Annotated in this window: 14 protein-coding genes; 4 read left to right on the top strand and 10 right to left on the bottom strand. The window is 38.9% G+C overall.

Annotated features, from left to right (window positions below; genetic code table 11):
* Positions 1-4: 4 nt before the first annotated feature.
* The 4 genes from I6F66_RS07050 to I6F66_RS07035 all read right to left on the bottom strand — a co-directional run bounded on the left by I6F66_RS07050 (position 5) and on the right by I6F66_RS07035 (position 2456).
* On the bottom strand, positions 5-685 hold the full coding sequence (locus tag I6F66_RS07050) for a ChrR family anti-sigma-E factor (RefSeq protein WP_197208986.1): 681 nt from the start codon (positions 683-685) through the stop codon (positions 5-7).
* Positions 678-1301, bottom strand: coding sequence for a sigma-70 family RNA polymerase sigma factor (locus I6F66_RS07045; protein WP_024598117.1), 624 nt, complete (start codon positions 1299-1301; stop codon positions 678-680). Before I6F66_RS07045 ends, I6F66_RS07050 begins: the two co-directional genes overlap by 8 nt.
* 68 nt (positions 1302-1369) lie before the next feature.
* Positions 1370-1948, bottom strand: a complete 579-nt coding sequence (locus I6F66_RS07040) for an LON peptidase substrate-binding domain-containing protein (protein WP_197208985.1) — start codon at positions 1946-1948, stop codon at positions 1370-1372.
* A gap of 235 nt (positions 1949-2183) precedes the next feature.
* Positions 2184-2456, bottom strand: coding sequence for a hypothetical protein (locus I6F66_RS07035; RefSeq protein ID WP_197208984.1), 273 nt, complete (start codon positions 2454-2456; stop codon positions 2184-2186).
* Between the two features lie 299 nt (positions 2457-2755).
* Between I6F66_RS07035 and I6F66_RS07030 the strand changes: the two genes are divergently transcribed.
* Positions 2756-4447 carry an alkaline phosphatase gene (locus I6F66_RS07030; protein WP_197208983.1) on the top strand — a complete coding sequence of 564 codons (1692 nt, stop codon included), beginning with the start codon at positions 2756-2758 and terminating at the stop codon, positions 4445-4447.
* Between the two features lie 60 nt (positions 4448-4507).
* Here I6F66_RS07030 and I6F66_RS07025 read toward each other — a convergent pair whose 3' ends face one another.
* Together I6F66_RS07025 and I6F66_RS07020 are read right to left on the bottom strand one after the other, a co-directional pair.
* Entirely contained in the window at positions 4508-5992 is a 1485-nt protein-coding gene (locus tag I6F66_RS07025; RefSeq protein WP_197208982.1) for a cellulase family glycosylhydrolase, read from the bottom strand.
* 400 nt (positions 5993-6392) lie between these two features.
* The gene (locus I6F66_RS07020; protein WP_121955585.1) at positions 6393-6743 is read right to left on the bottom strand and encodes a hypothetical protein; all 351 of its coding nucleotides are present in this window, start codon (positions 6741-6743) and stop codon (positions 6393-6395) included.
* 185 nt (positions 6744-6928) lie between these two features.
* On the opposite strand from I6F66_RS07020, the gene I6F66_RS07015 reads away from it, so the two are divergent.
* On the top strand, positions 6929-7558 hold the full coding sequence (locus tag I6F66_RS07015) for a hemolysin III family protein (protein ID WP_197208981.1): 630 nt from the start codon (positions 6929-6931) through the stop codon (positions 7556-7558).
* Between the two features lie 54 nt (positions 7559-7612).
* On the opposite strand, the gene I6F66_RS07010 is transcribed toward I6F66_RS07015, so the two are convergent.
* The 4 genes from I6F66_RS07010 to I6F66_RS06995 all read right to left on the bottom strand — a co-directional run bounded on the left by I6F66_RS07010 (position 7613) and on the right by I6F66_RS06995 (position 11050).
* Positions 7613-9064 (bottom strand): flagellin, encoded by a 1452-nt coding sequence (locus I6F66_RS07010; RefSeq protein WP_197208980.1) that lies wholly within the window; start codon positions 9062-9064, stop codon positions 7613-7615.
* A gap of 153 nt (positions 9065-9217) precedes the next feature.
* On the bottom strand, positions 9218-9448 hold the full coding sequence (locus I6F66_RS07005) for a hypothetical protein (RefSeq protein ID WP_231609613.1): 231 nt from the start codon (positions 9446-9448) through the stop codon (positions 9218-9220).
* A gap of 404 nt (positions 9449-9852) precedes the next feature.
* Positions 9853-10158 (bottom strand): MGMT family protein, encoded by a 306-nt coding sequence (locus I6F66_RS07000; protein ID WP_197118940.1) that lies wholly within the window; start codon positions 10156-10158, stop codon positions 9853-9855.
* A complete protein-coding gene (locus I6F66_RS06995) occupies positions 10148-11050 on the bottom strand; it encodes a LysR family transcriptional regulator (protein WP_010552989.1) in 903 nt (300 codons plus the stop codon). Before I6F66_RS06995 ends, I6F66_RS07000 begins: the two co-directional genes overlap by 11 nt.
* Before the next feature lie 122 nt (positions 11051-11172).
* Between I6F66_RS06995 and I6F66_RS06990 the strand changes: the two genes are divergently transcribed.
* Positions 11173-12255, top strand: a complete 1083-nt coding sequence (locus I6F66_RS06990; protein ID WP_197183652.1) for an efflux RND transporter periplasmic adaptor subunit — start codon at positions 11173-11175, stop codon at positions 12253-12255.
* Positions 12256-12257: 2 nt separating this feature from the next.
* Positions 12258-15326: an efflux RND transporter permease subunit gene (locus I6F66_RS06985; RefSeq protein WP_165722762.1), complete on the top strand. Its 3069-nt coding sequence runs from the start codon at positions 12258-12260 to the stop codon at positions 15324-15326.
* Positions 15327-15341 lie beyond the last annotated feature (15 nt).

The raw sequence follows: 15341 nt of genomic DNA, 5'->3' as shown, positions 1-15341 counted from the left end.
TCTCTTAGTAAATCAAATTACCTATTGGATTTAGTAACTTGCTGAAGCCCTTATTAAAATGTAGCGCACTACTTACAACTGTAAAGCACAAACATCCATCTTTTGTTAAAGGAGTATGTTGATGACTACCATCTTGCCATATAAAGTCACCTGGCACATAGCTTCCATCTTCATCACTAAATTCACCATCTAATAGTAAGGTAATTTCAAAACCTGTATGCGTATGCTCAGGAATTTCACCACCAGCATCAATATGTAATAAGCTTGAACGCAGCGCACCATCATCTAATGCAACACGAGAACGCGCTAGCTTACCAACTTGTGTAAATTTGCTATGAGAAATACGTGTTAAAGCACGCGGCAGCTGATAATTGTGTTCGTTAATACTTACAGACACAGGCTCAACTTCATAAACCTCATCGATAGAATCATCAGACATGATCATATCAAGTACATTTAATTCAAATTCTTCAAGTAATTCAGATTGCTCAGTTTGAGGTTTCTCAAATTTGGCAGGCTCTTCACTAAATAATGCGTCCGCATTACTTGCTTCAATTTTGGCTACTTTAGCTTGGCACACAGGGCACATATCTACATGTATAGATACGGCTAAACTTAGTGATGTAGCAAGTGATGCATCGCAATACTGTGTCAGTAAAGTTTCACTCGGGTGATGTTTAATCATGCTGATCTCCCATTTCATTACGTAATTTTTGCAAGGCCAAACGTAATCGTGATTTTACCGTGCCTACTGGAATATTAAGTTGATGTGCAAGTTGCTCTTGCGACATATCTTGAAAATAAACGCCTCTTACCACTTCGCGTTGAGCAATAGGTAATTTATCGAGGTAGCGTTTAATTTGTTTATCTTCTAAATGATCGCTGTATTCGTGATGCGTATCTTGTGAGTCGTTTAATAACGGCCAAATGTCTTCGCTTATGTTTTCTTCTTTATTACTTTTCATTTTACGAAGCATATCGAATGAAGCGTTACGCATAACGGTGTAAACCCACGTAGTCGCCGCACCTTTATCACTATGATACAAATGTGCTTTACGCCAAACAGACGTTAATGTTTCTTGCACAAGCTCCATAGCTTGCGCTTCAACACCAAACTGCTTAATTCCAAAGCGTTTAATTTTTGGCGCAAAGTATTCAAATAAATATGAAAACGCTTTTTTATCGCGTGATTGCGCAACATCTATAAGCGCTTGCATGAGCTCTTTACTCGGCGTTTCTGGCATGGCAGTGTACTTACCTGTATTAGGTTCACAACGTGGTGACTGTTGTTGACTTACCATAATAATTTATCCCGTTATTGCTTTTGTATTAAGTAATACGGGCAATAATTAATTTAGGATCATAAAATTTAGGCAAATTCGTTATTAATCACAGTATGGAGGAAATTAAGTAAGTTATCAAAATTCGTTTCAAACGCAAGTTGCTGTTTTTTCTCAATTGATATAGGTAGGAGCTCAAGCCAACGTGCTGCAATCCAAGGCAACTTGTCAAAATGAGTTTTTTTGTACAATAAATTAAGCTCTGAATTACCTGCAAATACGTTTTTAAGCGCGTCGTGTAGTAGGTAATGTTCACCAATTTGATTGTTAGAATCTTTGTACCAATACGGCGTATTACAAGGCGACACTAAGCCATGACGTAATTCGTCTTCGTCTTGATAAACATCATTAATTTGCACGTTTTTAGATGCAAATACATCAATTAATAATACATCGTTATCGTCTTGGTCAAAATCAATAATATCAACAAGGCAACCTTGCGCGCTTATATTAAAAGGCGTGTCATGCTCGAAAGTACAAAGCACAAACCCTGTATTATTTTTTAATGCGGTTTTAACCATATTTAAATAGCGAGGCTCAAATATGCGTAATCGCGTATAACCTTCAGGTAACATAAAAATGGGTAATGGAAAAATCGCACGTTTCATAAAGTCTACTTATTTCAAACACTCTGCCTTTATTTACGTGCGCTTTAGCTAAGTCGATCAGCTTTGTATGAATCGAATTAATTACCAGCTATATAATTGGTTAAAGATTAAACCAACCTCCCATAGCTTTAAACACTTGAACCGAGTAATAAGCGCTAATCATGCTTACTACGGGTGCTAACATTAATGCAAATAATCCAAGTTCACTGCTCATCGTCTTAATCCTTTAAGTGGTTTATTTTACGTTTTTAACGCTAGCGTCAGTATTTTTAATCGTTGCGCTATCTGTTAAAACGGGCTCATCTAATAACCCCTCTAAAACAGTTTTAGCATCAAAATAAAGCGTTTCCTTTAGTGATTTTTCAAGCTCGATTGTGGTTTGCTTTACGTAGCTTGCTACACTTTGAGTTAATATATCAGTTACATCTAGGTCCACTTCTACTGCATGAACTTGCGCAGAACCTAATACTAATAAACTTGCCATAGCGATTTTAATTGAATGTTTCATAATGGTATTCCTTGTTTGTGTATTGTTTAGACGTAGTTATATACTCAAGGGTTGTGCCAACATAAAAACAAACCTTAACTAATTGTAATTAAACAACTTTACATTGATTGCTTTAATTTAATAAATTCATACCTCGTTAATTTAACCATTTAATTTAATTTTTTGACTATTTTTTAGTTAATAAATAAAAGAGTTTTAAGTGTATTAATACCGTCACACTAAATACATTTAGCGTTTATAAAAACGTCATATCTACCCGCTAAAGTGCACACCACTATAAATAATTCAAAAAGTGCAGTATGACCCTTTTATCACGTCGAAATTTTTTAAAAACCTCAGCAGCAAGCATATTTACCGTCGCAGTATCGAGTGCCATTACAGGTTGTGCTCAAACATTAATAAACAAACCTCTATCGGCTATTGAATTTAAACACGGTGTAGCGAGTGGCGATCCGCTCAGTAATGCTTTAATAATATGGACACGCGCAACAACTTCTCAATTAACGTCAGAAGTAACTGTTGCTTGGGAGTTGGCAAGTGATTCTAAATTTAAAAATATTATTCGCAGCGGGCGCGAACAAACCGATAAAAGCCGCGACTTTACAATAAAAATAGATGTGCAAGACCTTACTCCAAATACAGAATACTTTTATCGCTTTATTGGGTTAAATACACAAAGCCCTATTGGCCGTGCTAAAACACTACCAATAAATAATATTGAACAAATAAAAATGGCTGTTGTGTCGTGCTCAAACTACCCTGCTGGGTACTTTAATGCCTACACAGATGCCGCTAAGCAAAAAGATTTAGATGTAGTACTGCATTTGGGAGATTACATTTACGAATACCCAATGGGCGGGTACGCCACACAAAATGCAGAAAACATTGGCCGCCAATTAGCAGCTGATAACAGCGGTGAAATTATTACCCTTAGCGACTATCGTAAACGCTATGCTATTTACAGAACAGACCAAGGCCTTCAAGCACTTCACGCTGCAGCGCCATTTATCGCAATATGGGATGATCACGAAGTTACTAACGATACCTATAAAAGTGGAGCTGAAAATCATACCCCTGATGAAGGTGACTTTTTTAAACGCCGTGCATCAGCCATTCAAGCCTATTACGAATGGCTGCCAATTAGGCCGCCTAGGGGCGAGCAAAGCCCGCAAATATACCGCACCTTCGATTTTGGTAATTTAATAAGCTTACACATGCTAGATACGCGCGTAATAGCACGCGATAAACAACTCGCTTACAGCGACTATAAAAATCTAGAGACCAAACAAATGGATGTTGCGCGCTTTGCGAGCGATTTAAATAATACAAAAAGGCAGTTACTGGGTAGTACACAATTAAACTGGCTCACGAGTGCAATAACTCAATCAAATGCAAAGTGGCAAGTATTAGGTCAGCAAGTGTTGATGACTAAAATGTGGCTACCTACTGAAATATTCTCGCAATCCGATCGCACTAAAATACCCGAGATATTAAAAGAGCTTGTTGCCATTAAAAAAGCGGTGTTAGCAAATAAAACGGTAACTCCCGAGCAACTCGCACGCGTAAATACTTTAATGCCTTATAATTTAGATGCGTGGGATGGTTACCCAAGCGAGCGCGAAGCATTATACAAAAGCATTACCGCATTAAATAAAAAGTTAGTCGTGGTTGCAGGTGATACGCACAATGCGTGGCATGGCACATTAAAAAATGCAAAAGGCGAAAGCGTAGGAGTAGAGTTTGCAACACCTGGTGTTACATCCCCGGGTATGGAGCATTATTTAGCGCTTAATACAGCACAAGCAAAGCAAATGGCTGACTCGCTTTCATTGTTAATAAACGATTTAAACTATTGTGACTTATCACACCGTGGGTATATGCTACTGACTATTACTAAAGAGCAAATCACAACCGATTGGCGCTATATAGATAACATAAACTCACCAAGCTACAATATTGTTGAACAACACCAAAGTGTTTATAAAGGCTAATACTTTTAAAAAGAAGGTAAATGTATTATTTACCTTCTTCGCATATTTTATTTAACGTGCTTAATTACAAGTATAAAGAAGCGTCCACGAAGCATCACTTCCTGGAAGACTGTTTGTATACCAATTTGCGCTGTATGCATTACCTTGATATTGCATTTTGTCGTCGGTGTTATTGTGAGTAAACGGACCACCTGAGTAATCTTTGTTCACCCAATTAGGGTATGCATTAATACCGTTACAATCTGTTGAACTTACAACACTGCATCCGTTTGTATCAACACTTGTACCAGCGGGTGTATCTGGGCACTGATCAATATCATCATTCACACCATCGTTATCCGCATCGCTTTGTGGCTCAATTACTTCAACAACACAACCTATATTATTAACAGTTTCACCTGCAGGTGTATTAGGGCATTGATCAACATTATCGCTTATACCATCGGCATCGCTGTCAGTTACTGCACAACCAATACTATCAACCGTTGTACCTGCGGAAGTATTATCGCACTGATCAAGGCTGTCACTTACGCCATCCCCGTCGCTATCTAAATCAACATTGCTACTACCACCACCCCAACCTTGAATGATCTCTTTAACTTTAGAGCCTGACGATGTTAGTGAATTCCAACTACCGCCTGGAGTAAATAACGAAGCACCTTCGTTTTTATCGTTTAAAGCCCAGTTAGCGTGGCTAATATTGTTTGTTTTAAAAAATGCCATCCATGCATCGGTTTCATTGATATTAACACCACCATTGCCATCAGCATTAACTGTTCCCCACTCTGTGGCGAATAGTGCAATGCCGTTATCGAGTGCTGTTTGTGCTTTATTTCGATACGATTGACCATGCGTGCCAGCATAAAAATGCAGAGTGTAAGCAATATTGGCGCGATCAATTGGGTTTTGTGATGCCACATCAACATCTTGCGACCACGTAGGCGTTCCAACCACAATTAAGTTATCAGGATCGATTGCTCTAATTTTATCAATAACTGTTTCTGCGTAAGGCTTAATATCGTTAACCCATGAGATTTGTAACGGCTCGTTATAAATTTCATAAATAACATTGTCGTACTGCCCATATTTGGTAGCTACGTCTTCAAAAAAGCGAACTGCAGTTGCTTGATCGGTATGTGCTTCATGGCTATGAAAATCAATAATAACGTACATATCTTCGCTAATAGCTGCGTTTACAACAGTATCAAGACGGCTCATATTGCCCTCCCAATCAAAGTTCAAACTACCACCAGTACTCGTACCATGCCCAATAGCTGCACGAATTAATGTTGCATTAAATTCAGTTTTTGCCTTTGCTACTGTTTCTGCTGTATAAAACTTTTCAGCGCCCCAACCCGTGTTACTCCAAAATAGGCTAGGTCCTGCAAAGCTTGTGTTTTCTCCACCCGCAAGAATTTGATTTCCACTCACCGTTAACTTTTCAACAGCGGCATTGGCCATTGTTGAGCATCCTAATAATAAAGCTAACGATAAGCTCGCCACTTTAAAATCCTTTCTTTTGTGATTATTTGAACTGTTATTCATCGTATTTCCTTAAATTGAAATTATCAGTCGTCATTGCTTGACGTAATAAATTGACACCAAACCAATACTTAATAGTCAAATAAAGTTAATTTGGCGAGCAGAAAGTACCATTTATTTATTAACATTAAATGAATAAAAAGGTACAAAGATAAGGATTTTAGTTAACTAAATATCAACAAGTGAGTGATTTAACGAGGTTTGAGGATTTTACTGGGTATATACAGGCATTTACACGATGTTTACATGATGCGGGCAAAAAATCTCGGTTACAAAAAATATGTATAAAAATGAAAAGGCGGTAATAATAATTATTACCGCCATCAATAATAGCTAAATATCAGGGATAAATATGCGGGAAGAAAATTAATAAGCCAACCAAACCGAGTTCTAATTAAGTGGCTTATTTTTTAGTGGGCAGCGCTTTTCTGCCCAAACGGTATGCATCCATCATACTCAGCACCCAAATTATAATCATTAAAGGTACATACTTATATTCAGCGAGTTGAGCGCAAGCGTCAGATGGTTGTTGCGCGGCTTTTAAAATGGCCGTAACCGACATGGGGATTTTTCCGTTTACAATTTCATTTGCAGTACACTGTGCAATCGCAAATATATCTTGAAAGGTTAAAATTAAAAGAACAGAGAATACACCCGCAAAAATAGCGCCTATAAGGTGTTTTTTTAAAGAAAAATGCCCCGCTCCAGGATAAACAATGGCGGTAAGTAAAGCAGCTTTTAGATCTTGTTTCATGGTTATTTCAGCTCGTAATATGTATTACACTAGACACCAACATAGTGAATTAATTCTCTTTAAAATCAAGTAAAAGCTAAAGTAGCGTATCAAATAAAGTTATTTAGAATTACTCACAGCTAAGATTGAAACTTTCAGCGTACAGTTGTACACTGAAATTAATTCCAATAGTGGTAGGAACAGTTATGTCGTTAGAAACGCCTTATTCCCGTAAAGAAGAGAAATTAAACGTAATCAGCCATGCACTCGGTATTATATTTGCCGCGTTTGTTATGTGGGATCTATTTAGTCAAGCCACCAGCACTAAAGCGTATATTAGTACTGCAATTTATGGCAGCAGCTTGTTTATACTATTTTTGTCATCCACTTTGTACCACGCCAGTATTCAACCGCGCTTAAGAGCCTTTTATAAAAAGTGCGATCACTGCGCCATATACTTATTAATTGCCGGCACCTACACTCCCTTTTTATTAATCTCATTAACCGGTGCTTGGTCATGGGCAACACTTACATTTATTTGGGCGGTGGCACTAGCAGGCGTTGCGTACAAAGTATTTGTACGCAACGGCAATAAAAAAATATCACTCGCCACCTACTTACTCATGGGCTGGTTTGCACTAGCTATTGTATATCCACTTTATTCTAGTGTTGATGTAAAGGCACTTTACTGGCTACTTGCCGGCGGTATTTTTTATAGTTTAGGTACATTATTTTACAGTGCTAAAAGCACCCAATTTAGCCACGCAATTTGGCACTTATTCGTTATTGCTGGGTGTATTTGCCATTATATTTCAATTAGCAATTACGTTTATTAAATAAGCTAGAACTACTTGTATAATTCGAATAGCTCAAATTTATGACTACGTAATTTAGCCAAGTAAATTAATGGCTGCTTGAGTAACCTGATTTGCTTGAGCGAGAACCGTAGTACTAGCTTGTTGTAATATCTGATTTTTTGTAATTATAGCTGTTTCAATAGCAAAATCGGCATCCTGTATACGACTGCGGGAAGTAGAAACATTCTCAGAAATATTTGCTAAATTATTAATCGTATGATTAAGTCGATTTTGTATTGCACCTAAATTTGCTCTATTTGCATCTATTTGTTTTAAAGCAGCATCAATTACCTCGATAGCTGATTGTGCCCCATCAGAGTTTTCACCTGAGATATCTATGTCATCAACATGATCTAATATACTTACTCCACCAGTTTGAGGTACATTTAAGTAACGATTAACATCTCCTCCATTGACGCTAATTTCATCTGAAGAGGACAATTCTAATTTAGAGAAAACAGATGCTCCATTGTTAGGGTTTACTGGTGACTGTAGAGCACCAACTGGAGCGCCATCAACAAGTTGGCCTAGCTTAACTGTTGGAGATGATGTCATATCTAAGCCATCAACATCAACACCGAACACATCAAATGAAGTGGATGTAGCCCCTGCTACATTATCTCTTTCTATCACTTCATAACCATCAGACTGAAGATCTTCCATTAATCTGTCAAAGTTACCGCTATATTTACTCAGATCATAGCTATCTATAACTATGCCTCCCTTCTTAAAGCTCATAACACCATCATCTGCTGAAGTTAGTCCTTCTATCCGAGCTTCTAACTTTGTAGAGGCAAGTACATCAGCACCACTATTGTTAATAACGTCAGCAACAATACTAGCTCCAGTACCTGCTGGAATACTGATACTTTCGCCATTTAAGGTCCATAAATCAGAAGTTGAAAACCTCAACGATGTAATTGTATCTAAAGGGTATGGTGCTGCAGGAAAATAAATTGGTTCAATTTTATAAATTCCAATAGCGTCAGCAGAAACATCATTCAAATTTAAATTAATTGTTTCATTTGCATTAGCACCTACCTGAAACTGCTTTGTACCAAACGTACCATCAAGTAAACCAATACTTCCAAATTGAGTAGTTTCCGCTATGCGGGTTATTTCTTGCTGCAACGCTGTCACTTCTTTTTGTAGTGCAGCCCTATCATCTCCATTATTTGAGCCATTCGCAGATTGTAAAGACAATACTCGCATTCGCTGTAGGATACTCGAAGACTCTTCCATAGCTCCTTCAGCAGTTTGCGATATAGATATTCCATCATTGGCATTGCGTTGAGCAACTGATATACCATTAATTTGGGAAGTCAAACGATTTGATATTTGCATACCAGCTGCATCATCTTTTGCACTATTAATTCTCATACCTGAAGATAGACGTTGCATTGAAACCTCAAGGTCTTTACCGAATTTATTAAGGTTTCGCTGCCCGTTGAGTGATGCTGTATTTGTTACTACTGATAGCGCCATTAAAACGTCCTTTTAAGTTTCAGCATGATTCATACAAAATACACGCATTATTTAAGCCACTATAAAGCTTTATCTTTAAAAGTTCTTAAAATAAAAAACAATTAGGCTCTCTAAGCATGTGTTGAAGGAGATGTGAAGTATGATGAATCAGTATTAAACAAAACAACAAAGCTTATCATCCATTAATGCATCAACTAACCAATACCAATTAAATGTTGATCCAACAACAAGTCCTGCTAGCTTGTCTTTATAAGGGGCTAAAAAAGATAAAATGACAGACATGTCATTATTTAAACGCTTACAGCTAAGCGTTTCACCTTGTTCATCAATAATAGCAATCACACTATTATTTGAATGCAAGTCAATTCCACCATATAGTTTCATACTAAGTTCCTCGAGGTACAGTTTATGTTTTGGTTAACACAACTGTATCGGAAAACTCAAAGAGCTTTCTATATGGTTATCAAATCTTGACTTCAGACATTATGACATCTGACCGTCTGCAGTTAGCACAAAGCCGTCCATCTCTTTGCTCACCCACTTAACTCCCAAGTTATAAAACACTCAAAACTGATATTTTGCTTTAAAAAGTAATCTTCAGTGTCATCAACGCGGTAAGTTGGGCTGTTTCTAGTAAATTCATCATTTTTGTCGGATGGCGTGGCTTCGCCACTTATCCGACCTACGTCAAAATGTAGGTTGGTTAAGCCGAAGGCGCCACCCAACAAAGTTTCAGATTCACGCCTTGAAGGACAGCTGCTGGTATTTATCCGCCAATAATAGTCACATCACTCCCACCGGCACTCGCGCATATTCACTTTGTCGTTTTTAAACAGCACACCTTCTGATAGTAGCTTTTCGCGCTGTTCTTGGTATTTTTCGCTACCTGCAGGGAATGATATTTTACCTTGACCATTCACTACCCTGTGCCAAGGTATAACCGAGTCGTTTGGCATCACTTTTAATAAGCGCCCGACCAACCGTGAGTTTTGCGGATAACCAGCAAGAGCTGCAACTTGCCCGTAACTTGATACTTTTCCTACTGGTATGCCTGCGATAACAGTATAAATAAGCGTTTCTTTATCAATATCCATTGTTGTTAGAATATTCCTTACTTAGTTGTTTAAATTGCTCCCAGATAGTACGCGCTACAGGGCCGTGGTGCATTGCATGCTGCCTAAAGGCTCTAATTTGCGCGCTAAATTTATGCTCTCGGTCAGTTATGTGTATTTCTTGAAGTAAGCCTGCTTTTATTTCAGGGTCGCAGTGCTCTAGGCTCATCATTGCCCAACCTGCGCCTGAGAGTAAAAACGATTTTAAAGTCGATACATCATCAATTTTCATCATGGCGGAGCCTTTTGAGTACGATAGCCTGTCGCTGTCGATACTCAAGTCACTTTCAAACATGGCTAAACACGGATACGTTTGCAGTTCGCTATAGGTGAGTTTTTGAGGGAGTACGCCTTTAGCGCTCACAATGCCAATATCGAGCCTACCTATGGGGACGCTTTCTAAATCGCCTGTTGCATGAAATAAATCAAACCACGGGCCAATACCTAATTCGGCTTGCCCACTGTTTACTTGCTCTAATGAAATAAAGCGCTTCCCGCTGGTTAAGCTAAACTCTGTGCTGGTAAACAACCTAAAAGTATTACTTATGATCTCGTTATAACTCTGCATATGACAAAGTTGCTCGTAACAAACTCTAAATTGGGGTTCATTACCTAATGCCAATTCTTTAGCGAGCTGTGCTAGCTCGTCGTTGGCATGCAGTAGTTGCTGCGCTTCGCGGTGAAAAACACGCCCTTTTTCAGTAAGCTGCAATCGGTACTTACTTCTGTCTAGTAACTCAAACCCTATTTTGGCTTCTAAGTTTTTAATTGCGAGTGTAAGCGCGGGCTGCGTTTTATGTAGCTTTAGTGCTGCTCCGCTTAAGCTTGCGCTTTGCACTATGGCATCTAAAATTATTAATTGATTCAGCTTCATATACCGCTCTGCAACATTATAAGTAAAACTTATTGAGTTTCTAAAATTTAATGATTTTTATTTTATATGTTTGCAGCGTATGCTGCACTTAATTATTTTGCCATCATTGCAACGGAGAAGACATGAAACTCTTTCGTCTATGTTTATTAACAACGACCTTACTTAGCTTAATAGCCTGTTCTGAGCCAGAACAACAAGTTAAAGAAGAGCCCATTCGCCCTGTTAAATTATTCAACATAGGTCATGATACGCAAATTAACATTCGTAGTTTTCCTGCTGAAGTTGTTGCAAACCAAGGCTCGTACCTTGCTTTTAGGGTAAACGGTGAACTTATTAAGTTTCCTGTGCTTGCTGGCGAACACGTTGAAAAAGGTGATTTATTAGCAAAACTGGACCCTGAAGATTTTCAGTTACAGTTTGACGAACGTAAAGCGCGCTTTGAATTGGCAAAGTCACAACTTGGCCGTATTGAGCAATTGTTTGAGAAAAAAATCACTAGCCAGTCAGAATTAGATCAAGCCACTGCTAATATGCAAATTGCTGAATCTGCATTTAAAATTGCACAAACGAACCTTGAATACAGTGAACTACGCGCACCATTTTCAGGCACAGTGGCTAAGGTGTTTGTTAAAAACTTTGAAAATATTCAAGCAAAGCAAAATATACTACGCTTAGAAACACGCGATTTAATGGACGTAGAAATTCAGGTTCCTGAAAAAATAGTCGCTCGCTTTAAAAAAGGCACCGATTACCACCCTACTGTAAAGTTTGATGGCTTTGACGACAAAGAATACATACTTGATATTAAAGAGTGGGATACCCAAGCAGATCCTGCAACACTTACTTATAAAGTTGTATTTTCGCTACCAGTACCTGAGGACTTTAATTTACTAGCCGGTATGACGGGTAGCGTGCTTATTGATTTAAGTAAAGTAACGCGCTCGCAAGTTGCTTATACAATCTTACCTATCGAGTCGGTGTTTTCTGAGCCGCAAGAATCAATTGAAGATAACGCCTACGTATGGCTTTTTGATTCAAAAACTAGCCAAGTGCATAAACAAGCTGTAAAGGTTGGCCAGTTGCACCGCGATGGCATTGAAGTATTAAGCGGTATTGAAGAGGGCCAAATTGTGGTTTCAGCCGGTGTGCATTCACTAAAAGAAGGCATGAAAGTAAGAGCATGGAATAAAGAGCGAGGCTTATAATTATGAGCTTTGCACAACTCTCCATAGAGAAAAAAGTAATCAGTTGGATGTTTACGCTGCTGCTATTAATTGGCGGTAGTGTGTCGTACTTTGATTTAGGGCAACTAGAAGACCCTGAGTTTACGCTTAAAAAAGCCATGGTTATTACTATGTACCCTGGCGCGTCGCCGCAACAAGTTGAAGAAGAAGTTACTTTTCCGATTGAAAACGCGATTCAGCAATTGCCTTATGTTGACTACGTTACGTCTATTTCATCTAACGGTAAGTCGCAAATTTCAGTAGAAATGAAAAGCAATTATCGTAAAGAGCAGCTTCGCCAAATTTGGGATGAAATGCGTCGTAAAATTAACGACCTTTCTCCGTCATTACCCAGTGGTGTTTACCCAAGCACTATTTTGGACGACTTTGCCGATGTTTACGGTGTTATGTATTCGGTAACCGGCGATGGTTATTCGTATGATGAGCTTAAAGATTACGTCGATTTTTTAAAGCGCGAACTGGTATTGGTTAAAGGCGTTAGTAAAGTAACCGTTGCGGGGCAACAACAAGCGCAAGTAATGGTTGAAGTTTCTACGCGTAAACTTGCTCAATTAGGTATTGCGCCAAGCCATATATTCCAGTTATTGCAATCGCAAAATACGGTATCTAACGCGGGTAAAATTCGCGTGGGCGATGAGTCAATTCGCTTGCATCCTACTGGCGAATTTAAAGATGTAAAAGAGCTCGAAACCTTATTAATTTCAAAATCAGGTGCCAATGAGCTTATTTACTTAGGCGATGTAGCAAAGGTTTACAGAGAGTACGCAGAAGTACCAAATAACATTATTCGTTATAACTCTCAGCAAGCTTTACTTATTGGCGTGTCGTTTATGTCGGGTGTTAACGTAGTTGATGTGGGTAAAAACATAGACGAGCATTTAGCTTCACTTGAATATCAACGCCCTCATGGTATTCACATAAATTCTGTATACAACCAACCACAAGAGGTTCAAAAATCGGTTGATGGTTTTATTATCAGCTTACTTGAAGCCATTGCGATTGTTATTGTTGTACTGCTGTTATTTATGGGTTTAAAAAGCGGCATTTTAATTGGTGGTATTTTACTGCTTACTGTACTGGGTACGTTTATATTTATGAAGTTGTTTGCTATCGACTTGCAACGTATATCGCTTGGGGCACTTATTATTGCTCTTGGTATGCTAGTTGATAACGCAATAGTCGTCACTGAAGGCATATTAATAAACCTTAAACGTGGGCAAACAAAACTCAAAGCAGCGGTTAATATTGTTGAGCAAACAAAATGGCCCTTATTAGGTGCAACAGTCATTGCAGTCACTGCCTTTGCGCCAATTGGTTTAAGCTCTGATGCCAGTGGTGAATTTGCCGGTAGCTTGTTTTGGGTGTTGTTTATTTCGCTTTTATTAAGTTGGATAACAGCCATTACGCTAACGCCATTTTTTGCCAATTTAATGTTCAAGGAAAACGAATTTAAAAACGAAGAAGGCCAAGAAGATGAAGACCCATATAAAGGTTTTATTTTTAATGGTTACAAAGCAATTTTAGATTTAGCGCTGCACTTTAGAAAAACCACGCTTATATTAATGGTTGTTTTACTGTGTACGGCGGTTGTTGGTTTTGGCTCTGTAAAACAGTCGTTTTTTCCTGCCTCTAATACACCTATGTTTTATGTAGATTACTGGCAAGAGCAAGGCTCTGATATTCGCTCAACCCTAGAGGGCGTTAAAAAACTTGAAGAGTTTTTACAAAAAGAAGACCTTGTTGAAGAAGTAACAAGTACAACAGGCCAAGGTGCACCGCGCTTTATGCTTACCTACGCGCCAGAAAAATCATACCCCGCGTACGGCCAATTAATTATTCGTGTTGCCGACAGAGAAGCCGTAGCAACTGTAATGCAAACAGTGCGTGATTACTCAAGCAATCATGCACTCTCTGCACAGCTTAAAATTAAACCGATGGAAATTGGCCCCTCTACTGATGCAAAAATAGAAGCACGTTTTTCGGGCCCTGATCCTGTTGTTTTAAGACAACTCGCCGCTACAGCCGAAGAATTGATTGGTAGCGACGATGGTGCATACAATATTCGTGATGACTGGCGCGCACGTACCAAAATGATTCGCCCGCAATTTAACGAGCAAAAAGCACGCCGATTAGGTATTAGTAAATCAGACTTAGACAATGTATTACTAACGAGCTTATCGGGTAAACAAGTGGGCGTATATCGCGATGGCACGCAGTTGCTACCTATTATTGCACGCTCTCCGGCAAACGAGCGCTTAAACGTAGAAAGCGTACACGACCTTCAAATATACAGCCCAGTATTGGGTGTATTTGTACCAGTGACTCAGGTTGTAGACGAATTTGATGTGCAGTGGGAAGACAGCCTAATAATGCGCCGCGATCGCAAACGTACTATTACAGTAATGGCCGATAATAATGTATTAGGGGATGAAACACCTGCAAAACTATTTGCCCGTATTCGCGGTCCGATAGAGAACATGGAACTACCGCGTGGTTACCAACTAGAATGGGGCGGCGAGTTTGAGTCATCAAGCAAGGCGCAAAAAGCAATATTTGGCTCATTACCGCTGGGTTATTTAGCTATGTTTGCAGTAACCGTACTACTTTTTAACTCGCTCAAACAGCCACTTGTTATTTGGGCAACTGTGCCGTTGGCTATTATTGGTGTAAGCGCGGGTTTGTTAGCTATGAATGCGCCGTTTAGCTTTATGGGGCTACTTGGTTTGTTAAGCTTAAGCGGTATGCTAATTAAAAACGGTATTGTATTAGTTGATCAAATAAATCTTGAATTAAGGGAAGGTAAATCGCCCTATGAAGCCGTGTTTGACTCTGGTGTGAGCCGTGTGCGACCAGTTGCAATGGCAGCTATAACGACTATTTTGGGTATGATCCCGCTGTTATTTGACGTGTTTTTTCAGTCAATGGCGGTAACGATTATGTTTGGTTTAGGCTTTGCTACCATACTAACCCTCATTGTAGTGCCAGTACTTTACACGGTTATATTTAGAATTGATTACGAGCCACGTAAGTAGTTAAACATATAATTG

It is taken from the genome of Pseudoalteromonas sp. NZS100_1 (genome assembly GCF_015864285.1).
Lineage (GTDB): Bacteria > Pseudomonadota > Gammaproteobacteria > Enterobacterales > Alteromonadaceae > Pseudoalteromonas > Pseudoalteromonas arctica.
This window is presented reverse-complemented; position numbering and strand designations above follow the sequence as displayed.